This window comes from Cereibacter changlensis JA139 (genome assembly GCF_003034985.1).
In the GTDB taxonomy this organism is placed as follows: domain Bacteria; phylum Pseudomonadota; class Alphaproteobacteria; order Rhodobacterales; family Rhodobacteraceae; genus Cereibacter; species Cereibacter changlensis.
The window spans coordinates 27,328-51,595 of the sequence record NZ_PZKG01000013.1 but is presented as its reverse complement, the minus strand read 5'-3'; the positions used below and the strand labels follow the sequence as shown (position 1 = coordinate 51,595).

Annotated in this window: 24 protein-coding genes; 13 read left to right on the top strand and 11 right to left on the bottom strand. The window is 67.9% G+C overall.

Annotated features, from left to right (window positions below):
* Positions 1-20 precede the first annotated feature (20 nt).
* Positions 21-782 carry a type I methionyl aminopeptidase gene (map, locus tag C5F48_RS04935; RefSeq protein ID WP_107662799.1) on the top strand — a complete coding sequence of 254 codons (762 nt, stop codon included), beginning with the start codon at positions 21-23 and terminating at the stop codon, positions 780-782.
* Positions 783-865: 83 nt separating this feature from the next.
* Here the strand turns inward: map and C5F48_RS04930 are convergent, their stop codons facing one another.
* On the bottom strand, positions 866-1,771 hold the full coding sequence (locus C5F48_RS04930; protein ID WP_107662798.1) for a LysR family transcriptional regulator: 906 nt from the start codon (positions 1,769-1,771) through the stop codon (positions 866-868).
* A gap of 91 nt (positions 1,772-1,862) precedes the next feature.
* Here C5F48_RS04930 and metF point away from each other — a divergent pair, with 91 nt between their 5' ends.
* Together metF and C5F48_RS04920 are read left to right on the top strand one after the other, a co-directional pair.
* Entirely contained in the window at positions 1,863-2,729 is an 867-nt protein-coding gene (gene metF / locus C5F48_RS04925; protein WP_107662797.1) for a methylenetetrahydrofolate reductase [NAD(P)H], read from the top strand.
* Positions 2,730-2,789: 60 nt separating this feature from the next.
* Entirely contained in the window at positions 2,790-3,551 is a 762-nt protein-coding gene (locus tag C5F48_RS04920) for an HpcH/HpaI aldolase family protein (RefSeq protein WP_107662796.1), read from the top strand.
* Positions 3,552-3,564: 13 nt separating this feature from the next.
* On the opposite strand, the gene C5F48_RS04915 is transcribed toward C5F48_RS04920, so the two are convergent.
* From C5F48_RS04915 to C5F48_RS04900, 4 genes are all read right to left on the bottom strand, one after another.
* The gene (locus tag C5F48_RS04915; protein ID WP_107662795.1) at positions 3,565-4,107 is read right to left on the bottom strand and encodes a biotin transporter BioY; all 543 of its coding nucleotides are present in this window, start codon (positions 4,105-4,107) and stop codon (positions 3,565-3,567) included.
* A 25-nt stretch (positions 4,108-4,132) separates the two neighbouring features.
* Positions 4,133-4,726 carry a CbiQ family ECF transporter T component gene (locus C5F48_RS04910; protein WP_107662794.1) on the bottom strand — a complete coding sequence of 198 codons (594 nt, stop codon included), beginning with the start codon at positions 4,724-4,726 and terminating at the stop codon, positions 4,133-4,135.
* Positions 4,701-5,444, bottom strand: a complete 744-nt coding sequence (locus tag C5F48_RS04905) for an energy-coupling factor ABC transporter ATP-binding protein (protein WP_107662793.1) — start codon at positions 5,442-5,444, stop codon at positions 4,701-4,703. Before C5F48_RS04905 ends, C5F48_RS04910 begins: the two co-directional genes overlap by 26 nt.
* Positions 5,445-5,554: 110 nt before the next feature.
* Positions 5,555-6,832: a 4-aminobutyrate--2-oxoglutarate transaminase gene (locus tag C5F48_RS04900; protein WP_107662792.1), complete on the bottom strand. Its 1,278-nt coding sequence runs from the start codon at positions 6,830-6,832 to the stop codon at positions 5,555-5,557.
* Between the two features lie 201 nt (positions 6,833-7,033).
* Between C5F48_RS04900 and dprA the strand changes: the two genes are divergently transcribed.
* Positions 7,034-8,179 (top strand): DNA-processing protein DprA, encoded by a 1,146-nt coding sequence (gene dprA / locus C5F48_RS04895; protein WP_107662791.1) that lies wholly within the window; start codon positions 7,034-7,036, stop codon positions 8,177-8,179.
* A gap of 112 nt (positions 8,180-8,291) precedes the next feature.
* Positions 8,292-10,979, top strand: coding sequence for a type I DNA topoisomerase (gene topA, locus C5F48_RS04890; protein WP_107662790.1), 2,688 nt, complete (start codon positions 8,292-8,294; stop codon positions 10,977-10,979).
* A 4-nt stretch (positions 10,980-10,983) separates the two neighbouring features.
* Here topA and choV read toward each other — a convergent pair whose 3' ends face one another.
* From choV to choX, 3 genes are all read right to left on the bottom strand, one after another.
* The gene (gene choV, locus C5F48_RS04885; protein WP_107662789.1) at positions 10,984-12,012 is read right to left on the bottom strand and encodes a choline ABC transporter ATP-binding protein; all 1,029 of its coding nucleotides are present in this window, start codon (positions 12,010-12,012) and stop codon (positions 10,984-10,986) included.
* Positions 12,009-12,845, bottom strand: coding sequence for a choline ABC transporter permease subunit (gene choW, locus C5F48_RS04880; protein ID WP_107662788.1), 837 nt, complete (start codon positions 12,843-12,845; stop codon positions 12,009-12,011). The genes choV and choW overlap by 4 nt, the downstream gene beginning before the upstream one ends.
* Positions 12,846-12,925: 80 nt before the next feature.
* Positions 12,926-13,852: a choline ABC transporter substrate-binding protein gene (gene choX, locus C5F48_RS04875; RefSeq protein WP_107662787.1), complete on the bottom strand. Its 927-nt coding sequence runs from the start codon at positions 13,850-13,852 to the stop codon at positions 12,926-12,928.
* Positions 13,853-13,934: 82 nt separating this feature from the next.
* Here choX and betI point away from each other — a divergent pair, with 82 nt between their 5' ends.
* The 5 genes from betI to C5F48_RS04850 all read left to right on the top strand — a co-directional run bounded on the left by betI (position 13,935) and on the right by C5F48_RS04850 (position 18,662).
* Entirely contained in the window at positions 13,935-14,519 is a 585-nt protein-coding gene (gene betI / locus C5F48_RS04870; protein ID WP_107662786.1) for a choline-binding transcriptional repressor BetI, read from the top strand.
* Positions 14,516-15,967 carry a betaine-aldehyde dehydrogenase gene (betB, locus tag C5F48_RS04865; RefSeq protein ID WP_107662785.1) on the top strand — a complete coding sequence of 484 codons (1,452 nt, stop codon included), beginning with the start codon at positions 14,516-14,518 and terminating at the stop codon, positions 15,965-15,967. The genes betI and betB overlap by 4 nt, the downstream gene beginning before the upstream one ends.
* Before the next feature lie 9 nt (positions 15,968-15,976).
* The gene (gene betA, locus C5F48_RS04860; RefSeq protein ID WP_107662784.1) at positions 15,977-17,623 is read left to right on the top strand and encodes a choline dehydrogenase; all 1,647 of its coding nucleotides are present in this window, start codon (positions 15,977-15,979) and stop codon (positions 17,621-17,623) included.
* Positions 17,624-17,685: 62 nt separating this feature from the next.
* Positions 17,686-18,342, top strand: coding sequence for a thermonuclease family protein (locus C5F48_RS04855; protein WP_107662783.1), 657 nt, complete (start codon positions 17,686-17,688; stop codon positions 18,340-18,342).
* Positions 18,343-18,416: 74 nt separating this feature from the next.
* A complete protein-coding gene (locus C5F48_RS04850) occupies positions 18,417-18,662 on the top strand; it encodes an HP1242/YdcH family protein (protein ID WP_107662782.1) in 246 nt (81 codons plus the stop codon).
* On the opposite strand, the gene C5F48_RS04845 is transcribed toward C5F48_RS04850, so the two are convergent.
* The 3 genes from C5F48_RS04845 to C5F48_RS04835 form a co-directional block, all read right to left on the bottom strand.
* A complete protein-coding gene (locus C5F48_RS04845) occupies positions 18,659-20,056 on the bottom strand; it encodes a helix-turn-helix domain-containing protein (protein ID WP_107662781.1) in 1,398 nt (465 codons plus the stop codon). The two genes, C5F48_RS04850 and C5F48_RS04845, sit on opposite strands and share 4 nt — an antisense overlap.
* A 49-nt stretch (positions 20,057-20,105) precedes the next feature.
* Positions 20,106-21,326 carry a multidrug effflux MFS transporter gene (locus C5F48_RS04840; RefSeq protein ID WP_107662780.1) on the bottom strand — a complete coding sequence of 407 codons (1,221 nt, stop codon included), beginning with the start codon at positions 21,324-21,326 and terminating at the stop codon, positions 20,106-20,108.
* Between the two features lie 62 nt (positions 21,327-21,388).
* Positions 21,389-21,739 (bottom strand): DMT family protein, encoded by a 351-nt coding sequence (locus C5F48_RS04835; protein ID WP_107662779.1) that lies wholly within the window; start codon positions 21,737-21,739, stop codon positions 21,389-21,391.
* 131 nt (positions 21,740-21,870) lie between these two features.
* Between C5F48_RS04835 and C5F48_RS04830 the strand changes: the two genes are divergently transcribed.
* From C5F48_RS04830 to C5F48_RS25980, 3 genes are all read left to right on the top strand, one after another.
* The gene (locus tag C5F48_RS04830) at positions 21,871-23,403 is read left to right on the top strand and encodes an acyl-CoA carboxylase subunit beta (protein ID WP_107662807.1); all 1,533 of its coding nucleotides are present in this window, start codon (positions 21,871-21,873) and stop codon (positions 23,401-23,403) included.
* An 84-nt stretch (positions 23,404-23,487) separates the two neighbouring features.
* Positions 23,488-23,862 (top strand): DUF6497 family protein, encoded by a 375-nt coding sequence (locus C5F48_RS04825; protein WP_107662778.1) that lies wholly within the window; start codon positions 23,488-23,490, stop codon positions 23,860-23,862.
* 214 nt (positions 23,863-24,076) lie between these two features.
* The gene (locus C5F48_RS25980; RefSeq protein ID WP_107662777.1) at positions 24,077-24,211 is read left to right on the top strand and encodes a hypothetical protein; all 135 of its coding nucleotides are present in this window, start codon (positions 24,077-24,079) and stop codon (positions 24,209-24,211) included.
* Positions 24,212-24,268 lie beyond the last annotated feature (57 nt).

The following is a 24,268-nucleotide window of genomic DNA, read 5'->3' as shown; positions in this document are numbered from 1 at the left end:
CCGCAGCGAGAGGGCCGGGAATGACGATCACCCATCAGGACGAGCTCGAGGGGCTGAAGCACATCGGCCACATCGTCGCCAACACCATGCAGGCCATGGCCAAGGCGATGGAGCCCGGCATGACCACGCGCGAGCTGGACGAGATCGGCCGCAGCCTGATGGAGCGCGAGGGCGCCGCCTCCGCCCCCGAGGCGACCTACGACTTTCCCGGCGCCACCTGCATCAGCGTCAACGAGGAAATCGCGCATGGCATCCCCGGCGACCGGGTTCTGGCCGCGGGCGATCTGGTGAACATAGACGTGTCCGCCTCGAAGAACGGCTACTTCGCCGACACCGGCGCCAGCTTCCGCCTCGCACCCCCGGCCCCCGCCCGCGTCCCGCCGGAACTCGACCAGCTTTGCCGCGACGGTCGGCGCGCCATGCAGATCGGCATCGCCGAGGTCGGCAGCGGCAAGCCCCTGGCCGGGATCGGCAAGGCCATCGGCCGCTTCGCCTCGAAACGCGGCTACACCCTGATCCAGAACCTCGCCAGCCACGGCGTCGGCCGGGCGCTGCACGAATACCCCGAGGAAATCGCCACCTGGCCGAGCCGCGACCGGCGCCAGATCCACAAGGGCCTCGTGCTGACGGTGGAGCCCTTCCTGTCGCGCGGCGGCGTGCTCGCCACCGACGGCGACGACGACTGGACGCTCTACAGCCACCCCCGCGCCCCGGTGGTGCAATACGAGCACACGGTGGTCGCAACGGACCGCGGTCCGATCATCGTCACCCTGCCGGGCTGAGCCGCGAAATCCCTGCGAAAAGGTTAACGCGCTGAGGGTTTCCCTGTATTTTCAATGCCGTGCCCAGATTTTCACGTGTGAAATCACCCCCGCTGCAGCTTCACCGGCTCGCTCCGCCCCAGTTTCAGGAAATGCGCCATGAAGGGCTTGGTCGCGTCCTCGTCCCTCGTGGCCGCATAGAGCCGCTTGGTGATCACCCCCGGCCCCAGCGGCCGGGTGATGTAATCGGCGTTCGACTTGATGTCCCGCAACACCCAGTCCGGCAGCACCGACACCCCCCGGTCCGAGGCCACCAGCATCAGGATCACCGCCGTCAACTCCACCTGCCGCGTCCCCCGCGGCTCCACCTTGGCCGGGGTCAGCAGTTCGGTGAACACGTCCAGCTTGTCCCGCGAAACCGGGTAGGTGATCAGCATCTGGTCGCGGAAATCCTCCGCCTCCACCACCTCCTTCGCCGCCAGCGGGTTGCCCGCCGCCCCGACGAAAACCGGGTGGTAATCGAACAGCGGGTTGAAGATCACCCCATCGAGCTTCACCGGATCGGAAGAGATCACCAGATCCACTTCCTCCCGCATCAAGGCCGGCAAGGCCCCGAAAGCCAGCCCCGCCCGGATATCCACGTCCACCTCCGGCCAGGCCCGGCGGAACAGTTCCAGCACCGGGAAAAGCCATTCGAAACAGGCGTGACACTCGATCGCGATATGCAGCCGCCCGGTCTTCCCCGACTTGAGCCCGCGGAATTCCTCCTCCAGCGCGTCGATCTCCGGCAGGATCCGCTCGGCCAGCCGCAGCATCCGCAAGCCCGCCGCCGAAAGCTTCAACGGCTTGGACCGACGGACGAAAAGCTCGATCCCCGCCTGATCCTCCAGCCCCTTCACCTGATGCGACAGCGCCGACTGGGTCATGTTGAGCATGTCGGCGGCGCGGGCCAGCCCCCCGGCCTGATGGATGGCGCGGATGGTGCGGAGGTGGCGGAACTCCAAGTGCATCCTAGCATGAACCTCATATTGATCTTGAGTATTATGAATTTGTCTCACATCCGCGAAGCTGCGACAAGGGGAGCAGAAACAGGAGAGTCCCATGACCCAGCCGCGCATCTCGTTCGAGTTCTTCCCGCCGCAGACGCTCGACGCGTCCTTCCGGCTGTGGGAGACGGTGCAGATGCTGGCGCCGCTGAAGCCGAGCTTCGCCTCGGTGACCTATGGCGCGGGCGGGACCACGCGCAAGCTGACGCATGAGGCGGTGACGACCATCGGCAAGAACTACGGGCTGAACGTAGCGGCGCATCTGACCTGCGTCGACGCCACCCGAGCCGAGACGCTGGAGATCGCCGCCGCCTATGCCGAGGCCGGCGTGACCGAGATCGTGGCGCTGCGCGGCGATGCGCCGAAGGGGGCGGAGCGCTTCACCGCCCATCCCGAGGGCTTCGCCAATTCCATCGAGCTGATCGAGGCGCTGGCCGCGACCGGCAAGTTCACCCTGCGCGTCGGCGCCTATCCCGAGCCGCATCCCGAGGCGGCCGATCCTCTGGCCGATGTGCGCTGGCTGAAGCGCAAGATCGACGCGGGGGCGAGCAGCGCCATCACCCAATTCTTCTTCGAGGCCGAGACCTTCCTGCGCTTCCGCGACGCCTGCGTCGCCGAGGGCATCACCGCGCCGATCATCCCCGGCATCCTGCCGATCGAGAACTGGGGCGGGGTGAAGAAATTCGCGCAGCGCTGCGGGACGGCGGTGCCGCAATGGCTGGACGACGCCTTCGACCACGCCAAGCGCGACGGGCGCGAGGACCTGCTGTCGGTGGCGCTCTGCACCGAGCTTTGCGACACGTTGCTGTCGGAGGGTGTGGAGGATCTGCATTTCTACACGCTGAACCGCCCGCACCTGACCCGCGAGGTCTGTCACGCGCTGGGCGTGGTGCCAGAGGTGGCGCTGCAGAACGTCGCCTGACCGCTTGCGGCGGGCGCAGGATCGGCTAGCCTCGGCCCTCCGGGAGCCGAGGAGAACCGCATGACCCTGCCGAAAAACGCTTTCAAGCAAGCCCTTCTGGACGGGAGGCAGCAGATCGGGCTGTGGAACTCGCTGCCCGGCCCGCTGGTCGCCGAGGCGCTGGCCGGCTGCGGCTTCGACTGGATTGTCATCGATACCGAACATGCGCTGACCGATGTGCCCGACACGCTGGCGATGATGCAGGCGATGGCGCCCTATCCGGTGAGCCCGGTGGTGCGGCCTGCCTCCAACGACGTGGTGCTGATCAAGCGGCTTCTGGATCTGGGGGCGCAGACGCTGATCGTGCCCTATGTGCAGGATGCCGAGGAGGCGCGGGCGGCGGTGGCGGCGATGCGCTATGCACCGCGCGGCATCCGGGGTGTCGCGGGCATGACCCGGGCCGGACGCTTCGGCGCGATCCCGGATTACACCCAGCGCGCCGAGGAGGAGCTTTGCCTGATCGTGCAGGTTGAGACGGCCGAGGCGCTGACCCGGATCGAGGAGATCGCGGCGGTCGACGGGGTGGACGGGATGTTCATCGGCCCGGCCGATCTGGCGGCGAGCATGGGCCATCCGGGTGAGTTGATGCATCCCGAGGTGGTGGCGGCGATCGAGGACGGCATCCGCCGCATCGCCGCCGCTGGCAAGCCGCCGGGCATCCTGACCGGGGATGCCGGCTTCGCGCGGCAGTGCATGGGCTGGGGTACGCGCTTCACGGCGGTGGGGATGGATCTCTCGCTCATGGTGAACGCCGCGCGACAGCTGTCGGCGGCGTTCAGGTAGCTTTGGGCCGTGGTCAGGGGCGCGACAGCAGCGCCCCGGGCCGCACCCGGGCCAGACCGTTGGTGATGAGGCCGGCGAGCACGGTCTTGATCAGGTCGCCGGCGAGGAAGGGCGTGTTCAGCAGCGCCGCCTCGGGCAGGGTCTTGTCCAGCACCAGCGCCATGCCGACGGTGCCGCAGGCATACATCGCCACGATGCCGCCCAGCACCGAGCCGGCGAAGGCGGCGACGCCGACCGGGGCGCGCCACTTCTCCACCACCAGCCCGGCGAGGAAGGCCGCCACCGGGAAGCCGACGATGAAGCCGACCGTCGGCCCGGCCAGCACGCCGATGCCGCCGCGCCCGCCCGACAAGAGCGGCAGGCCGAGCATGACGAGGAGCAGGAACAGCAGCACCGCCAGCGCGCCCTTGCGGGCGCCCAGCACGGTGCCGCAGAGCATCACGCCCAGCGATTGCGCGGTGATCGGCACGCCGCTGATCAGGGTGATCTGCGGCACGAGGCCGAGGACGGCGATCAGCGCGGCGAAGAGCGCGATCTGGGTGACGGAACGTTCCATGTCTTCTCCTCGAAGGGGCGGCGAGTCAGAGCCCGCCGCGGGCGCGCAATGCTTCGGCGACGTGGTCGGCATCGTCAAGCGCCGTCAGCGCCACCGGCACGACGATGCGCCAGTTCGCCCGGCCGCGCGACCGGGCCCGCCATGCCTCGGCCAGTTGATTGACCCGGAGCAGGAACACCGGGACGAAGCGGATCACCAAAGCGATGGAGACCGCCAGCACCCGCGGCGACAGGCCGAAGCGGGCGAGGGGGGCGGCAAGGCGCTCCACGACCGAGATCAGGTCTTCGAGCCGGGTGGTCATGGTCACCAGATTGGCCAGCGCCACCGCGGTGAGCAGCCGCAGCGCCACCTCCAGCCCGCGCGGCAGGTCGGCGGTAAAGACATGCCAGACCAGCAGCACCAGCAGGAAGGGCCAGAGCGGCCGCAGCATCCGCAGCCCGTGTGCTGCGAAGACCGTGCCCTGCGCCAGATAGAGCGCGACAACCGCCGCCGCCGCCAGCACCAGCCCGCCGAGCGGCAGCAGGGCCAGTCCGATGGCGGCCAGCGCCAGCAGCGCCAGCTTCAGCCCGGCGGGCAGGCGGTGCAGGCGGGTCTCAACGGGGGAGGTCAGCGTCAGCATCGGAGGCCCCCAGTCGCGTCATGTCGGATTTGTACTCGGCGATCACCGGCTTTGCCGGGCCGTCGCGCAGGATGCGGCCGTTCTCCAGCCAGATCACCCGGTCGTAGCCGGCGAGCAGCGCCGGATCATGGGTGATGGTGATGAGCCGCTGCGGCAGGGCGGCGAGCTGGCGCGTCAGGCGGATCTGTGTCGGCAGGTCCAGCGCGGTGAAGGGCTCGTCGAGCAGGATGGTGCGCGGCTCCATCACCAGGATCGAGAGAAGGCAGAGGAAATGCCGCTGGCCCTGCGACAGCGTGGCCACCGAGGCCTTGGCCCAATGCGAGCGGCCGTGCTGGGCGAGGGCGGCCAGCGCCGCCGCCTGCGCCTCGGCCGCGCTGCGGCCCTGCTGGCGCAGACCGAAGGCCAGCTCCTCCTCCACCGTTGGGAAGATGATCTGGTGGTCGGGGTTCTGGAAGAGGATGCCGAGCGCCGAGAGCATCTCGCGCCGGTCCTTTTCGGGGCGCAGCCCGTCGACGGTCACGGCGCCGGTGGTCGGCGCGATCAGCCCGGCGATCAGCCGCAGGAGCGAGGTCTTGCCCGACCCGTTGCGGCCGAGGATGCCGATGCGCTGCTCGACCAGCGTGGTGGAGAGCTCCGACAGGATCACCCGGCCATCGACGGAGTAGCCGGCATTCATCAGGGCGATGCCGGGCGATGCGGCAGGGGCGGTGGTGTTCATGACAAACCTTCCAACAACTTCAAAAATCAAGGACTGCGCGGCGCTGCTGCCGAAGGAATAATCGGAGAGCGGCGGGGGCGTTGCGCCCCCGCGTGCCGGTATCTGCGGGATCAGCCCTGCCGGGCCGCCGCGACGGAGGCTTCGAGGATGTCCATCGCCTCGGCAAAATGCGCGTCGGGGATGGTGATCGGGGCGAGGAAGCGCACCACATTGCCGTAGACGCCGCAGGTCAAGAGGATCAGCCCGCGCTTCTGCGCTTCGAGACGCACGCGGTTGGTGAAGCCCGCGTCGGGCTCCTTGCTGCCCGGGTCGGCGAACTCGACCGCGACCATGAAGCCCGGGCCGCGGATGTCGGAGATCTCCGGGGTGGTGGAGCGGATCTGCTCCAGCCGCTGCTTCAACCGGCTGCCGAGCTCGTTGGCGCGGGCGCAGAGGTCCTCCTCCTCGATCACGTCGAGCACGGCATGGGCCGCGGCCACGCCCAAGGGGTTGCCGCCATAGGTGCCGCCCAGACCGCCGGGATGCGCCGCATCCATCATCTCGGCCCGGCCGGTCACTGCGGCGATCGGCAGGCCGCCGCCCAGACCCTTGGCCATGGTGATGAGGTCGGGGGCCACGTCATAGCCATGCATCGCGAAGAGCGTGCCGGTGCGGGCGAAGCCGGTCTGAACCTCGTCGGCGATCATCACGATGCCATGCTCGTCGCAGAGCTTGCGGATGCCGCGCACCAGATCGGCGGGGGCCGGGTAGAAGCCGCCTTCGCCCTGCACCGGCTCGAAGATGATCGCGGCGACGCGGCCCGGATCGAGATCGGCCTTGAAGAGCTTGGTCAGCCCCGCCATCGCATCGGCGGTCGAGACGCCATGCACCTCCTGCGGGAAGGGGACGTGGTAGACATCGGGCATCATCGCGCCGAAGCCCTTCTTGTAGGGCTCGACCTTGCCGGTCATCGTCATGGTCATGAAGGTCCGGCCGTGGAAGGCGCCGCCAAAGGCGATGACCGCCGAACGCCCGGTGTGGATGCGGGCGATCTTGATCGCGTTCTCGACCGATTCCGCGCCGGTGGTGACGAAGATCGACTTCTTGGCGAAATCGCCCGGGGCGGCGGCGTTCAGCCGCTCGGCGAGGCGGATGTAGGATTCGTAGGGCAGAACCTGATGGCAGGTGTGGGTGAAGCGGCCCATCTGCTCGGCCACGGCGGCCATCACCTTGGGGTGGCAGTGGCCGGTGTTGACCACGGCGATGCCGGCGGCGAAATCGATGTAGCGGTTGCCCTCGATATCCCAGATCTCGGAATTCAGCGCCCGGTCGGCGTAGATCTGGGTCTGCATCCCCACCCCGCGCGAGATCGCGTCATCACGGCGGCGGCTTACATCGGCATTCAGCATGTCAGGCTCCGTTGGATGCGCCGCTCCGGGCGCAGGTTTGGCCTTCTTTGCTCTTGTTTTGCTGCAAGTTCAATCGTGATCCCTCTCACAAGGCCGTCGCCTGCCGGAGAAAAGCGGGCATCGGCCGGTTGGCGCGAACGGATTCACCCGGGATTAACCCTGCGCTGGCCATGCTGCGACTCGTCAGAGAGGCGAGGTGCGATGGCTGCTGCTCCCGATGATCCGTCCCCGGCCGCGCCCGACCCGGTCGCCTGGCTGCGGCTGATCCGGTCGCGGCGGGTGGGGGCGGTGACCTTCCACCGGCTGCTCCTGGATCACGGTTCGGCCGAGGCGGCGCTGGCCGTCCTGCCGGAAATCGCCCGGGCGGCGGGGGTGGAGCGCTATGCCCCCTGTCCGGAGGAGGTGGCGCGCGACGAGCTGTCGCGGGGCCGCCTGGCCGGGGCGCGGCTGCTGCGCCATGGCGGGCCGGCCTATCCGCCGGCGCTAATGGACCTGCCCGACGCGCCGCCGGTGCTCTGGGCGCAGGGCGATGTCGGGCTGCTGGCGCGGCCGATGGTGGCGCTGGTGGGGGCGCGCAACGCCTCCAGCCTCGGGTTGCGCATGGCGCGGCGGCTGGCGGAGCAGCTGGCGGAGGCGGGCTATGTCGTGGTCTCGGGCCTCGCCCGCGGCATCGACGCCGAGGCGCATCGGGCGGCGCTGGCCGGCGGCACGGTGGCGGTGCAGGCCGGCGGGGTCGAGATGATCTACCCGGCGGAGAATGCCGGCCTCGCCGCCGAGGTCGCGGCGCGCGGCTGCCGGATCTCGGAGCAGCCGATGGGGCTGGAGCCGCAGGCGCGGCATTTCCCGCTGCGCAACCGGATCATCTCGGGGCTGGCCCGCGCGGTGATCGTGGTGGAGGCGGCGGCGCGTTCGGGCAGCCTGATCACCGCCAAGGATGCGCTGGATCAGGGGCGCGAGGTCTTCGCCGTGCCGGGCCATCCGTTCGATGCGCGGGCGGCGGGCTGCAACATGCTGTTGCGCGACGGCGCCACGCTGATCCGCCACGCCGCCGACGTGATCGAGGCGATCGGCAAGGCGAATCCCGACGCGGTGTTGCCGGTGGCGCCGCCGCTGCCGCCCGCCCCGCCGCCCTTGCCCGGCCCGGTGCCGGAGCGGCGACCGCTGCGCGAGGTGGCGCTGCTGCATGGCCGGATCCTCGACCGGCTGGGGCCGAGCCCCCTGGCCGAGGACCAGCTGATCCGCGATCTGGCGCTGCCCGCCGCGCATGTCGCGCCGGAGCTTCTGGCGCTGGAGCTGGAGGGGCGGATCCAGCGGCAAGCGGGCGGGCTGCTGTCGCGGCTCGACTGACGGCAGCCCCACGGGGCGGCAATCCGGCGCGACCGCGGGTCCATTGACAATCGCGACCAATCCCCCACATCTTGCCGCGCTATCGCAGGGCTTGGTCGCAGAAGAGGTTTTCATGGCAGTCGTCGTCGTCGAGTCCCCGGCCAAGGCCAAGACAATCAACAAGTATCTGGGCTCCGACTACACGGTTCTCGCCTCCTACGGCCATGTCCGCGACCTGCCGCCGAAAGACGGATCGGTCGATACCGAGCATGACTTCGCTATGAAATGGGAGGTCGCGAGCGACAGCAAGAAACACATTCGCGCCATCACCGACGCGCTGAAGACCGACAATGAGCTGATCCTCGCCACCGACCCCGATCGCGAGGGCGAGGCGATTTCCTGGCACCTCAAGGAGGCGCTGGCCTCCAGCATCAAGAAGGGCGTGACCGTCAGCCGCGTCACCTTCAACGCCATCACCAAGGAAGCGGTGACGCAGGCGATGAAATCGCCGCGCGAGGTCGATGCGGCGCTGGTCGACGCTTATCTGGCGCGGCGGGCGCTGGACTATCTGGTGGGCTTCACCCTGTCGCCGGTGCTCTGGCGCAAGCTGCCCGGCGCGAAATCCGCCGGGCGGGTGCAGTCGGTCTGCCTCAGGCTGATCGTCGAGCGCGAGATGGAGATCGAGGCCTTCCGCGCCAAGGAATTCTGGACCGTCGGCGCCGTGCTCGCCACCCCGCGCGGGCAGGAGTTCGAGGCGCGGCTGACGGTGCTCGGCGGCAAGAAGCTCGACAAGTTCGACATCCCGACCGCCGAGGCGGCGGAGCTTGCGGTGCATGCCGTCACCTCGCGCAGCCTGAGCGTGCAGTCGGTGGAGGCCAAGCCCGCCGCCCGCAACCCCTCGGCCCCCTTCATGACCTCGACCCTGCAGCAGGAGGCCAGCCGCAAGTTCGGCATGGGCGCCAAGCAATGCATGAACGCGGCGCAGCGGCTCTACGAGGCGGGCTACATCACCTATATGCGGACCGACGGCATCGACATGGCGCCCGAGGCGGTGATGGCGGCGCGCGACGAGATCAAGCGGCGCTTCGGTGCGAATTACGTGCCGGACAGCCCGCGCATGTACAAGAACAAGGCCAAGAATGCGCAGGAAGCCCACGAGTGCATCCGGCCCACCGACATGTCGGCGGCGCCCGACAGCCTGCGACTGACCGAGGCTGACCAGCGCAAGCTCTACGAGCTGATCTGGAAGCGCACCATCGCCAGCCAGATGGCGGCAGCGCGGCTGGAGCGGACGACGGTGGATGTCGGCAGCAGCGACGGCCAGGTGGTGCTGCGCGCCACCGGGCAGGTGGTGCTGTTCGACGGCTTCCTCAGGATCTACGAGGAGGGCCGCGACGAGGAGGGCGATGACGAGGGTCGTCTGCCGCAGATCATGCAGGGCGAGGCCGCCGAGAAGAAGTCGGTGACGCCGGAGCAGCATTTCACCCAGCCGCCGCCGCGCTACACCGAGGCGACGCTGGTCAAGCGGATGGAAGAGCTGGGGATCGGCCGGCCTTCGACCTATGCCAGCATCCTGACGACCATCGTCGACCGGGAATATGTCCGCAAGGACAAGAACCGGCTGTTCCCCGAGGACAAGGGCCGGCTGGTGACGGCCTTCCTCACCAACTACTTCCGCAAATACGTGGAATACGATTTCACCGCCGATCTGGAAGGCGAGCTCGACGACGTTTCGGCGGGCGAGCGGAACTACAAGGACGTGCTGGCCCGGTTCTGGCGCGACTTCTCTGCCGCCGTGGCCGAGACAGCCGACCTGCGCATCGGCGAGGTGCTGACCCGGATCGATGAGTTCCTCGCGCCGCATCTCTATCCCCTGCGCGCCGACGGGTCCGACCCGCGGGTTTGTCAGGTCTGCGGCACCGGGCGGCTGCATCTGAAGACGGCGCGGTCGGGCGGGGCCTTCATCGGCTGCGGCAACTATCCGGAATGCCGCTACACGAGGCCGATCTCGGTCGGCGGCGAGGAGTCGGGGATCTCGCCCGATGGCAAGGTGCTCGGCAATGACGAGAACGGCCTGCCGATCAGCCTGCGTTCGGGACGCTTCGGGCCCTATGTCCAGCGCGGCGAGGCCTCGGAGGCGGAGCCCAAGCCGCCGCGGTCCAGCCTGCCGAAGGGTTGGGCGCCGGACAGCATCGATCTGGAACGGGCGCTGATGCTTCTGAACCTGCCGCGCCAGATCGGCCCGCATCCCGAGGACGGGGCGATGATCGAGGCGGCGCTGGGGCGCTACGGGCCCTACGTCAAGCACAACAGCACCTACGCCAACCTCGCGGATGCCGAGGAGGTTTTCACCATCGGCATGAACCGCGCGATGGAGGTGCTGGCGCAGAAGGCGACGCGCGGTAGGGGTGCCGCTGCCCCCGCCACGCCGATCAAGGAGCTGGGCGAGCATCCGGATGGCGGGCTCGTGCAGGTCATGCCGGGGCGCTACGGGCCTTATGTCAAATGGGGCAAGGTGAACGCGACGCTGCCCAAGGATCTGGCGCCCGAGGCGGTGACGCTGGACGAGGCGCTGGCGCTGGTGGCCGAGAAGGCCGGCAAGTCGGGCAAGAAGAAGGCCCCGGCCAAGAAGGCGGCGGCCAAACCGGCGGCGAAGAAGCCGGCGGCCAAGGCTGCGGACGGCACGGCGGCGAAGAAGACCGCCGCCAAGAAACCCGCGGCCAAGGCGGGCGAGGCGGCGGCGAAGAAGCCTGCCGCCAAGAAGCCGGCGGCGAAGAAGCCCGCCGCCAAGAAGACCGCGTCGGAGCCCGACGCGGCCTGAGGGCTCAGACCGTGCCGCGCGGGTCGATGAGCCGCGCCATCACCGCCTCGGAGCGGATCGTGCCGCAGACCCCGGTCTCGTCGGTCACGGCGATCTCCGACGCGCCGTCGCGCAGCATCTCCATCACCTGCCGCACCGGCGTGGTGCAGGCGACGCTGTGCAGCCCGGAAGACGGCCCCGCCAGCATCACGTCGCGCGCCGTCAGCACCCCGAGCGGGTTCATGTGGGCGACGAAATCGGCCACGTAATCCGACACCGGATTGGCGATGATCTCGCGCGCGGTGCCGCATTGGACGATCCGCCCGCCCTCCATCAGCGCGATCCGGTTGCCGATCTTGAAGGCCTCGTCGAGATCGTGGCTGACGAAGATGATGGTGCGCTTCAGCGAGGATTGCAGCTCCAGGAGCTCGTCCTGCAGCCTGGCCCGGATCAGCGGGTCGAGCGCCGAGAAGGGCTCGTCCATCAGGAGGATCGGCGCATTGGTGACGAAGGCGCGGGCGAGGCCGACGCGCTGCTGCATCCCGCCCGAGAGCTCGCCCACCTTGCGGTCGGCCCATTGGCTGAGGTTCACCAGCTTCAACTGCTCGTCCACCCGGGCGCGGCGCTGCGCGGGCTTCAGGCCCGCCATCTCCAGCCCGAGGCCGACGTTGTCGCGCACCGTGCGCCAGGGCAGCAGGCCGAAGGCCTGGAACACCATGGCGATGCGGCTGAGCCGCAGGCTGCGCAGGTCGTCCTTGCCGGCATGGGTGACCGAGACCATCTTGTCGCCGTCATTCACCCGCACCTCGCCGCGCACCACCGGGTTCAGCCCGTTGACGCCGCGCAGGAGGGTGGATTTTCCGGAGCCGGAGAGACCCATCAGCACGAGGATCTCGCCCTCGGCCACGGTCAGCGAGCAGTCGTGCACGCCCAGCACCTGACCCGTGGCGGCCTGGATCTCGGACCGGCTCTGGCCCTTGTCCATCAAGGGCAGGGCGCGTTCGGGGTGATCGCCGAAGACGATGGAAACCTTGTCGAATTCGACAGCCGTCATTTGCGCGTCACCCTCAGCATGCGGTCCAGAATGATCGCCACGACGACGATGATGAAGCCCGATTCGAAGCCGAGCGAGGTGTTGACCGAGTTCAGCGCCCGCACCACCGGCACGCCGAGCCCGTTGGCGCCGACCAGAGCCGCGATCACGACCATCGACAGCGACAGCATGATGGATTGGGTGAGCCCGGCCATGATCTGCGGCAGGGCATAGGGCAATTCCACCTTCCAGAGCCGCTGGCTCGGAGTGGCGCCGAAGGCTTCCGCGGCCTCCATCAGCGCGGGCGGGGTGGAGGCGACGCCGAGCCAGGTCAGGCGGATCGGCGCGGGCAGCACGAAGATCACCGTGGCGATCAGGCCGGGCACCATGCCGAGACCGAAGAAGACGATGGCGGGGATCAGGTAGACGAAGGTGGGCAGCGTCTGCATCAGGTCGAGGAGCGGGCTGATGCCGCGTTGCAGCTTGGGGCTGTGCGCCGCGAGGATGCCGATCGGCACGCCGATGGCCATGCAGGTGATGCAGGACATCAGGATCAGCGTCATGCTCTGCATCGTCTCTTCCCAGTAGCCCTGGTTGAGGATGAAGGCGAAGCCGACCACCACCAGCAGGCAGACCCGCCAGTTGCGTTGCAGATACCAGGTCAGCGCGGTGAGCACGGCGATGATGATGAGCGGATGCGCGCCCTCCATCACCACGAGACAGGCGTCGATCACCGTCTGCATCGTGCTGCGGATGAATTCGAAGACGGGTCCGCCATGCGCGTTCAGCCAGTCGAACGCCAGCTTCGACCATCGGCCGACGGGTATCTTGTAATCGGTCAGCCAGTCGATCATGCGGCCCCCTGATGATGTGGAAATTGGGTCCGGGTTGTCCCGGTGGCCCCGCGGTCAGCGACCGCGGGGCAGGGGGCGGATCAGAGACCCAGCGCCTCTTTCACGACCGGCAGGCCTTCCTTGCCGTCGACGGTGGTCACCCCGGCCAGCCAGGGCTCGATGGTGGCGGGATTGGCCTTCAGCCATTCCAGCACGGCTTCGTCGGCTTCCTGGCCGTCGTCGAGGATCTTGCCCATGATCTCGTTTTCCATCGGCAGGGTGAAGGTCTGCTGGCCCAGCATCTTGGCGACGTTCGGGCAGGCCTCGGCGAAGCCCTTGCGCACGACGGTGTTCACCACGCCTTCGGAACCGAAGAAATCCTCGCCGCCGGTGAGGTATTTCAGATCGAAATTGGCGTTCATCGGATGGGGCTCCCAGCCGAGGAAGGCCACGCCCTTCTCGGTCGGGTAGATCCGCGCCACCTGCGCCAGCATGCCCTGTTCCGAACTTTCGACGATCTGGAAGCCTTCCAGCGGCCCGCCCGGCTCGGTCAGGCTGATCAGATAGCCGTTGCCCTCGTTGCCGGCCTCGATGCCGTAGACCTTGCCGTCGAGGTCATCCTTGAACTTGGCGAGGTCGGCGTAGGACTTGACGCCCTTGTCGTAGAGATAGCCCGGAACGGCGAGGGTGTATTTCGTGCCGGTCAGGTTGGTGGTCAGCGTCTCGATCGTGCCGGAGTCGAGGTAGGGTTTGATCGCCCCTTCCTGCGCGGGCATCCAGTTGCCGAGGAAGACGTCGATATCGCCCTTGTCCATCGAGGCATAGGTCACCGGCACGCCGAGGATGTCGACCTCGACCTCGTAGCCGAGCGCTTCGAGCACCTGCTTGGTCGCCGAGGTGGTCACGGTGATATCGGTCCAGCCGACATCGGAAAAGCTGACCGCGGTGCAGTCGGATTGCGCCAGAGCAGGGGTTGCAAGGGCGAAGGCGGCTGCCGAAGCGAGCAGCGCCGATCTGAAGGACGTCATGTAGGTCTCCCCGTTTTTTGTTGATTGACGAGTCAATAAACTTCACGATAGCTCGGCTTGGCAAGGATTATTGGGTGGGCCGATGCCGAAACTTGGGATGGAGCCTATTAGAAAGGCGGCGCTTGTCAAAGCGACGATTGTGGAGATCGGCCGCACCGGCAGTCTGGACGTGACCGTGAGCCAGATCGCCAAGCGGGCCGGCATGTCCTCGGCTTTGGCGCATCACTACTTCGGCGGCAAGGAGGCGATGTTCCTCGCCGCGATGCGCCATGTCCTGTCGCTCTACGGGGCCGAAGTGCGCGGCGCGCTCTTGTCGGCCGAGGGGCCGGAGGCGCGGCTGGTGGCGATCCTGCGGGCCTCGTTCTCGCCGACCAACTTCCGCCGGGAGGTGGTGGGGGCGTGGCTGAATTTCTACGTGCTGGCGCAGACCGTGCCCGAGGCGCGGCGGCTGCTGGCGATCTATCAGCGGCGGCTCAGGTCGAACCTGCTCATCTGCCTGCGCCCGCTGGTGGGCCGCGAGGCGGATGCGCTGGCCGACGGGTTGGGCGCGATGATCGACGGGGTCTACCTGCGCGAAGTGCTCAAGGCCGGCCCTCCCGACGGCGCGGCGGCAGTGTCGATGCTGCTCGCCTATCTCGATGCAGAACTGAAAGGCAACCGTCAATGAAAGCGCAACCCGAAGCCAGCCATTTCGTCGATGGCCGTTACCTTGAGGATGCCGCGGGCGCCGAGATCGAGGTGATCTTCCCCGCGACCGGCGAGGTGATCGCGCGGCTGCACGAAGCGACCCCCGCCGTCATCGAGGCGGCGCTTGCCTCGGCTGCGCGCGCGCAAGCCGAATGGGGCCGGATGCGCCCGGTGGAGCGCTCGCGCATCCTGCGCCGCGCCGCCGACATGATCCGCGACCGCAACGAGGCGCTGAGCCTTCTCGAGACACTCGATACCGGCAAGCCCTTGCAGGAAACCACCGTGGCCGACTGGCCCTCGGGCGCCGACGCGCTGGAGTTCTTCGCGGGGCTCGCCCCCTCGGTCACCGGCGAGACGATCCCGCTGGGGCAGGATTTCGTCTACACGCTGCGCGAGCCGCTGGGCGTCTGCGTCGGCATCGGCGCCTGGAACTACCCCAGCCAGATCGCCTGCTGGAAGGCGGCCCCCGCGCTCGCCCTGGGCAACGCGATGGTGTTCAAGCCCTCCGAGGTGACGCCGCTGGGCGCCTTGAAGCTGGCCGAGATCCTGATCGAGGCCGGGCTGCCCGCGGGCCTCTTCAACGTGGTGCAGGGCCGTGGCGCCGTGGGCGGCGCGCTCGTCACCGATCCGCGGGTCGCCAAGGTCTCGCTCACCGGCTCGGTGCCGACCGGGCGCAAGGTCTATGCGGCGGCGGCGGAGGGCGTGCGGCATGTGACGATGGAGCTTGGCGGCAAGTCGCCGCTGGTGATCTTCGACGATGCCGATCTGGAAAGCGCCGTGGGCGCGGCCATGCTGGGCAACTTCTACTCGGCGGGGCAGGTCTGTTCCAACGGCACGCGGGTCTTCGTGCAGCGCGGGCTGAAGGACCGTTTCCTGAAGCGGCTGGCCGAACGGTCGGAGGCGATCCGCATGGGCGACCCGCTCGACCCCGAGACGCAGATGGGTCCGCTGGTGTCGCAGGCGCAGCTCGACAAGGTGCTGGGCTATATCGGCAAGGCCAAGGCCGAAGGCGCGCGGCTGGTCTGCGGCGGCGAGGCCTCGGTCAGCCCCGGCTGCTATGTGCAGCCCACCGTCTTCGCCGATGTGACCGACGGGATGACGCTGGCCTGCGAGGAGGTCTTCGGCCCGGTGATGGCGGTGCTCGACTTCGACACCGAGGAAGAGGTGATCGCGCGGGCAAATGGCACCGACTTCGGTCTGGCGGCGGGGGTGTTCACCGCCGATCTGGCGCGCGGCCACCGGGTCGTGGCGCAGCTGCAGGCCGGGACCTGCTGGATCAACGCCTACAACCTCACCCCGGTCGAGAGCCCCTTCGGCGGCTCGAAGATGTCGGGCGTGGGCCGCGAGAACGGCAAGGCCGCCATCGAGCACTACACGCAGGTGAAGTCGGTCTATGTGGGAATGGGCCCGGTCGATGCGCCCTACTGAGGTATAGTGATGACCGATTATGTGATCGTGGGCGCCGGGTCCGCCGGATGCGCCATGGCTTACCGTCTGGGCGAGGCCGGGAAATCCGTGCTGGTGATCGAGCATGGCGGCAGCGACGCCGGCCCGTTCATCCAGATGCCCGCCGCCCTGTCCTATCCGATGAACATGCCGGTCTACGACTGGGGGCTGAAAACGGAGCCCGAGCCCAATCTGGGCAATCGGGTGCTGGCCACGCCGCGCGGCAAGGTGATCGGCGGGTCCTCCTCGATCAACGGCATGGTCTATGTGCGCGGCCATGCGCATGACTTCGACCATTGGGCCGAGCAGGGCGCGCAGGGCTGGGGCTTTGCCGATGTGCTGCCCTATTTCAAGCGGATGGAGAACTGGCAGGTGCCGGGCGATGTGGACTGGCGCGGCCATGACGGGCCGCTGCACGTCACGCGCGGCCCGCGCTCGAACCCGCTGTTCAACGCCTTCATCGAGGCGGGGCGGCAGGCGGGCTATCCGGTGACGGATGACTACAACGGCGCGCAACAGGAGGGCTTCGGCCCGATGGAGGCGACGATCTGGAAGGGGCGGCGCTGGTCGGCGGCCAATGCCTATCTGCGCCCGGCGATGAAGAAGTTCGGCGTGAAGCTCACCCGCGCGCTGGCGCTGCGGGTGGTGGTCGAGAATGGCCGCGCCGTGGGCGTCGAGGTGTCGCGCAACGGCCAGCGCGAGGTGATCCGGGCCGGGCGCGAGGTGATCCTCGCCGCCTCGTCGATCAACACGCCGAAGCTCTTGATGCTTTCGGGCATCGGCCCCGGCGCGCATCTGGCCGAGCATGGCATCCCGGTGATCGCGGATCGTCCGGGGGTGGGGGCCAACCTGCAGGATCACCTCGAGATCTACATGCAATATGCCAGCCTGCAGCCGATCACGCTGTTCCGGCACTGGAACCTGCGCGGCAAGGCGATGGTCGGGGCGCAGTGGCTGTTTACCGGGCGGGGGCTCGGCGCCTCGAACCAGTTCGAGGCCTGCGCCTTCATCCGCTCGAAGCCCGGTGTCGATTACCCCGACATCCAGTATCACTTCCTGCCGATCGCCGTGCGCTACGACGGCAAGGCGGCGGCGGGCGGGCATGGTTTCCAGGCCCATGTCGGGCCGATGCGGTCGAAGTCGCGCGGGGCGGTCACGCTGCGCTCCGCCGATCCCGAGGCGGCGCCGGTCATCCGTTTCAACTACATGTCGCATCCCGACGATTGGGACGACTTCCGCCGCTGCATCCGCCTCACGCGCGAGATCTTCGGGCAGGAGGCGTTCAAGCCGCATGTGAAGCACGAGATCCAGCCGGGGCCGGGCTTCGAGACCGATGACGAACTGGACAGCTTCATCCGCGACCATGCCGAAAGCGCCTATCACCCCTGCGGGACGGCGCGGATGGGGCGGCGCGACGATCCCGGCGCGGTGGTCGATCCGGAGTGCCGGGTGATCGGCGTCGAGGGGCTGCGGGTCGCCGACAGCTCGATCTTCCCGCGCGTGACCAATGGCAACCTGAACGGCCCGTCAATCATGGTGGGCGAGAAGGCGGCGGATCACGTGCTGGGCAAGACGCCGCTGGCGCCCCTGAACCTGGAGCCGGTGATCGCCTCGGGTTGGCGGGTCAGCCAGCGCTGATCCGTTAACCTCGTGTTAAGATTTGGCTTGATCTCCGGCTGAAAAGCCGGGACATCGGCCGGATGTTAATCTTTCGTTCGCTCCTTGTTCTGATGCTGGGCCTCGCAGCCCTGCCATCCCTCGCCGCCTCGGTCACCGGGGAGGTGCGGGTGATCGACGGCGACACGCTGCATGTCGCGGGGCAGAGGGTGCGGCTCTTCGGCATCGACGCGCCGGAGCGCGACCAGTCCTGCGGCGCCGAGGGCGCGCGCTGGGATTGCGGCAGCTGGGCCACGGCCGAGCTTGCCGCCCGGGTCGAAGGCCGGCGGGTGGTCTGCGAGGGCGCGGAGGAGGACCGCTACGGCCGGCTGCTCGCCGTCTGCCGCGCGGATGGCGAGGACATCAACGCCGCGCTGGTGCGCAGCGGCGCCGCGCTTGCCTATCGCAGGTATTCCGGGCGCTACGTCGATCAGGAGGGCGAGGCGCAGCGGAGCCGGCTCGGGCTCTGGTCGGGCGAGATGGTGACGCCCGAGGCGCATCGTCGCGGCGCCGACGCGCCTTCGGCCGCCGCGCCGACCTCCGGCTGCGCCATCAAGGGCAATGTGTCGAAGAACGGCCGGATCTACCACCTGCCGGGCAGCCGTGACTATGCGAGGACAAGGATCAGCGGCCCGGAGGAGGGCTGGTTCTGCACCGAGGCCGAGGCCCGCGCCGCCGGCTTCCGCCCGATCCGCAACTGACTTGATCGGCGTCAAGGTTTCCTTCACGGCCGCCGCCTAGGCTTCCCTCAACGGCAACGAAGAGGGAGAACCGCATGACCCACACGCCACACGAGCTTGCCGAGGATTTCCCGGCAGAGGCGGAGCGGATACGCGACCTCAGGATCTCGGATCCGCATTTCGCCCGGCTCGTGGAAGAGTATTACGCGGTGAACAAGCAGGTTCACCGGGCCGAGACGCGGATGGATCCGATGGACACGCTGCAGGAGGAACAGCTGAGAAAGCAGCGCGTGCATTTGAAGGACGAGATCCGCAGCCGGCTGATCGTCTCCGAACCCTAGCCCACGATCTCGTAGGGCAACAGGCCGCGCCGGTCGGGATCGACCCGCAGCTGCCTCTCGATCGGCGGCACCGACCGCTGATGACACTCCTGCCGGTCACAGATCCGGCAGGAGATGCCGATGGGCTCGAACTGGCCCTTCAGATCCAGCCCGTCGGCATAGACCAGCGCCCCCGCATGCTGCACCTCGCAGCCGAGGCCGATGGCGAAGCGCCGGACCGGCGCATGGAACGACCCGCCCGATTTCGACACGTCGCGCGCCAGCAGCAGATAGCGCACCCCGTCCGGGGTCTGCGCCAGTTGGCGCAGGAAATGCCCGGGCGTCTCGAAGGCGCGATGCACGTTCCACAAGGGGCAGGCGCCGCCATAGCGCGCGAACTGGAAGCGCGTGGCGGAGTGGCGCTTGGTGATGGTGCCCGCCTGATCGACCCGCACGAAGAAGAAGGGCACGCCCTTGGCCCCGGGCCGCTGCAGCGTGGAGAGCCTGTGCGCCACCTGCTCGATCGAGGCGCCGAAGATGTCGGCCAGCCGCTCCAGATCGTGCCGCGTCTCCAGCGCCGCCTGCTGGAACGGGCGGTAGGGCAGCAGCGCCGCCCCAGCGAAATAGTTGGCCAGCCCGATCTTGGCGATGTCGCGCGCCTCGGCGCTTTGGAACCGGGCGAGATCGAGCGTCGCCTCCAGAAGGTCGTTCTGGGTCAGCAGCGCCACCTGATGCAGCAGCTGGAAACGCTGCGTCGCCCCGTTGGCCCGGGCCGACAGCTCCAGCGCCCTCTGCCCGGGGTCGAAGCGGCGGATGGTCGTCATGTCGGATAGTTGCAAGCTGACGCCGGCCTTGGCCAAGGTTTCGGAGGCGATGAGAACCACGTCTTTCCGGATGCCTCCGGGAGCAGAGTAATGTTCGGCGGCCCGGTCGATGGCGTCGAGGTAATTGTCGCAATAGTGAAAGAAGTCGCGCACCTCCTCCCAGGGCGAGGGGCGCAGCACCGTGTCGTCGCGGCCCAGCACCTCGTCGAGCGAGGCGAGCCGCTCATGGCTCTGGCGATAGGCGCGATGCAGGTCGAGGAAGGCCCGGGCCAGCGCCGGGGCGTTGGAGGCCGCCAGCCGCAGGTCGGCCAGCGGCGGTGCGCCCGCGGCGAAGACCGGGTCGGCCAGCGCCTCGCGCATGTCGGTGACCATGCGCTCGGCCTCGCCGGTGGTCAGCACCGTCACGTCCAGCCCGAACTCCTGCGCCAGCGCCAGCACCACGGTGGCCGAGACCGGGCGGTGGTTGTTTTCCATCTGGTTCAGATAGGGCAGCGAGGCCCCGAGCTTCTCGGCGAAGACCTTCTGGGTCAGGCCGAGCCGGGTGCGCAGCTCGCGCAGCTTGGCCCCGGCATAGAGTTTCTGCGCGGTCACCGGCGGCCCCCTCTTTGCAAAGTCAGCTAGACGGTTGCAAAGCCGGCTGTCAACCGGCGAGGCCGAGCCTGCGGCTGCGGCGGATCACCCCGAGGATGGACAGCACCGCCGCGAAGGCCGAGCCGAGCATCAGCAGGATCAACGGCATCTCGTCGCTGCCCGGCCTCAGCATCGCCCCCGCCGCCGCGGCCAGCGCCGCGCCGCCGCCGATCATGATCGCCCCGCCGAGGCCCGAGGCGGTGCCGGCGAGATGCGGCCGGATCGACAGCATCCCGGCATTGGCATTGGGCAGCGACATGCCGTTGCCGATGCCGACGAAGGTGGTCATGCCGAAGAAGATCGCCGGGTGATGCAGCCCGGCCAAGGTGAGCAGCAACAGCAACAGCAGCCCGCCGGTGGTGACGATTACCCCCCAGAGCACCATCCGGTTCATGCCGATCCGCACCGAGAACCGGCCCGACAGGAAGCTGCCGAAGGCGTAGCCCACGGCGGGGAAGGCAAAATAGAGGCCAACCTCGGAGGAGGAGAGGCCGAAGACCTCGGTCCCGACGAAGGGCGCGCCGCCGAGATAGGCGAAGAAGCAGCCCGAGACGAAGGCGGCGCAGAGCACGTAGCCCCAGAAGCGCGGCGAGGTGAGCAGCTCGGGGTACTGCCTCAGCTGGTCGCCGAAGCTGACCGGCTGCATCGCCGCCGTCTCGCCGAGGTCGGCCCAGACCAGCGCTGTCACCACGACGCCGAGGATCAGCAGCAGCGTGAAATTCGCCTGCCAGCCCCAGATCTCGTCCAGCATGCCCCCGACCACCGGGCCGATCATCGGCACCAGCGACATGCCCATGGTGACATAGCCGATCATCGAGGCGGCCTGCGCGTCGGGGACCATGTCGCGCACCACGGCCCGGCTCAGCACCATGCCGGAGGCGATGACGGCCTGGGCCATGCGGAACATGAGGAAGACGGTGGCGTTCGGCGCGGTCAGCGTGCCGATGGTGGCCAAGAGGAACAGCGCCAGCGAGCCGAGGATGACGTTGCGCCGGCCATAGCGGTCGGAGATCGGGCCGATCATCACCTGCAGCACCGCGCTCAGCCCGAGATAGAGCGAGACCGAGAGCTGCATCAGCCCGTACTCCACCCCGAACCAGGCGGCCATGCCGGGCAGCGAGGGCAGGAAGATGTTCATGCTCAGCGCGGCGAGGCCGGTCAGCAGCACCAGCGTCATGATATGCGGCGGCGAGGCGCGGTGCAGGAAACGGGGGGCTGGAAGATCCGACATCAGGCTGAGCTAGTCCGGGGTGGGCGCCAAGTCCATCGCAGGAATGCACAGGCGGTTGTGCGCTACCATTTGTGGAAGATGAAGAAGGCGCCGCAGGCGATGAAGGCGAAGCCGACGAGGTGGTTCCAGCTCAGCGGTTCCTTCAGGAAGAACACCGAGAAGACGGCGAAGACGAGGAGGGTGATCACCTCCTGGATGGTCTTCAGCTCGGCCGCGGAGAAATGGCTGTGGCCGATCCGGTTGGCCGGCACCTGCAGCAGGTATTCGAAGAAGGCGATGCCCCAGCTGATCAGGATCACCGCATAGAGCGGGGCCGCCTTGAACTTCAGATGCCCGTACCAGGCGAAGGTCATGAAGATGTTCGAGGCGAGCAGGAGGCCGATGGTGAGGAGGGGGACGGGCAGGCTGGGCATGGAGGGCTCGCGGGTTAGCGGATTTGCAATTTGCGGATGGTTGGCTGCGGAGAGTTTGCAAATTTACTGAAAATTGCTTTCTGACCGCGGCCGGCGTCACTATGGTGCGGCAAATTTCGGGGGGCAAGGCCATGACGGACATTCTTCGGCAGCTTGAGGATCGGCGCGATCTGGCCCGCGCGGGCGGCGGTGCCCGCCGGGTCGCGGCGCAGCATGCCAAGGGCAAGCTGACGGCGCGCGAGCGGATCGAGCTGCTGCTCGACGAGGGCTCGTTCGAGGAATTCGACATGTTCGTGCGCCACCGCTGCACCGACTTCGGCATGGACGAGGACCGCCCCGCCGGCGACGGCGTGGTGACCGGCTGGGGCACGATCAACGGCCGCATGGTCTATGTCTTCAGCCAGGACTTCACCGTCTTCGGCGGCTCGCTGTCCGAGACCCATGCGCAGAAGATCTGCAAGATCATGGACATGGCGCTGCAGAATGGCGCGCCTGTGATCGGGATGAACGATTCCGGCGGCGCGCGCATCCAGGAGGGCGTGGCCTCGCTGGCCGGCTATGCCGAGGTGTTCCAGCGCAACATCATGGCCTCGGGCGTGGTGCCGCAGATCAGCCTGATCATGGGGCCCTGCGCCGGCGGGGCGGTCTATTCCCCGGCGATGACCGACTTCATCTTCATGGTGAAGGACACTTCCTACATGTTCGTCACCGGCCCCGATGTGGTGAAGACCGTGACCAACGAGGTGGTGACGGCGGAGGAGCTGGGCGGGGCCGCGACCCATACCAAGAAGTCCTCGGTCGCCGACGGCGCCTTCGATAACGACGTCGAGGCGCTGGCCGAGACGCGCCGGCTGTTCGATTTCCTGCCGCTGTCGAACCGCGACCGCGCGCCGACCCGGCCGTTCTTCGACGACGTGAGCCGGGTGGAGCCGAGCCTTGACACGCTGGTGCCGGACAATCCGAACCAGCCCTATGACATGCACGAGCTGATCCGGAAGATCGCCGACGAGGCGGATTTCTTCGAGATCCAGAAGGATTTCGCCGCCAACATCATCACCGGCTTCATCCGGATCGAGGGTCAGTCGGTCGGCGTGGTGGCGAACCAGCCGATGGTGCTGGCCGGCTGTCTCGACATCGACAGCAGCCGCAAGGCCGCGCGTTTCGTGCGCTTCTGCGACGCTTTCGAGATCCCGATCCTGACGCTGGTCGACGTGCCGGGCTTCCTGCCGGGCACCGGGCAGGAATATGGCGGCGTCATCAAGCACGGCGCGAAACTGCTTTTCGCCTATGGCGAGGCGACGGTGCCGAAGGTCACGGTCATCACCCGCAAGGCCTATGGCGGGGCCTATGACGTGATGGCGTCGAAACATCTGCGCGGCGACTTCAACTATGCCTGGCCCACGGCGCAGATCGCGGTGATGGGGGCCAAGGGCGCGACCGAGATCCTCTACCGCGCCGAACTGGCCGACAAGGACAAGATCGCCCAGCGGACCAAGGAATACGAGGACCGTTTCGCCAACCCCTTCGTGGCGGCGGAAAAGGGTTTCATCGACGAGGTGATCATGCCGCAGTCCACCCGTCGCCGCGTGGCGCGCGCTTTTGCCAGCCTGCGCACCAAGAAACTGACGAACCCGTGGAAGAAACACGATAACATTCCCCTGTAACGCAACTTTCAGGGAAACAGAGATGTCACGACCCCCAGCATTCATGGGCCTGCCGGCCCTCGCGCACCGGGCAGGGCCCCGTGCGTGACGCAGCCCGATCCCGACCCTTCCGCCGCGGCAGGCGAATCGGTGGCGGCACCCTCGGGCCAGCCGCTCACCCTGCAGGAGGTGATCTGGAACGAGCCGGGCCCGGCCGGGCTGACGGTGCGCTTCCGCTTCGTCGCGCCGGAGATCGGGGCGGGCGGCTCGATCGGCTTCGAGACCGCCTCCGCCGACATCCAGGCGCTCTGCGAAAGCTATGCCCTGCCGCGCATCGCCGAACAGGGTCCGATGCCTGCTCAAGTGGTGATTTCGATGGCGGATGTACCCCTTCCGTTCGGCGAGCCGGCCCCCGAGGCCACACAGTATTTCGAAGCCTTCACGATCCGCGATGGCATCTGCATATGGGAGCCATTTTGATGGAACCACAAAATCTTGCGGTCCACGCCGCGCGCCCTGAAGGGGCTGATGTTTCTGAGTCACAGGTGGTGATCTTGGCGACATCCCTGTGTCAAATGCCTGGAGGATCAGATACGATCATCCGAGACCGAACCCAAGCGGTCTTGACCTCGCAGAGAGCCCGCGCTGACGAATGTTCGTTTGCGGGTGCCCTCAATGAAAAATGGAGTAGAGGATGTCGAAGAGCACTGTCGTATTCGCACTGTGCATGGTGGCTTTTGTTGCCGCTTGCGCGAAAAAAGAAGAAGTTGTCTACGTTGACCAGCCGGCCGTCACGACCGAGCCGGTCTACACGGGCAAGTACAAGTAATTATCTTCTGGGGCGGGCTGCTGCGACCCTCAGGGTCCGGCCCGCCCCGGTTGCCGC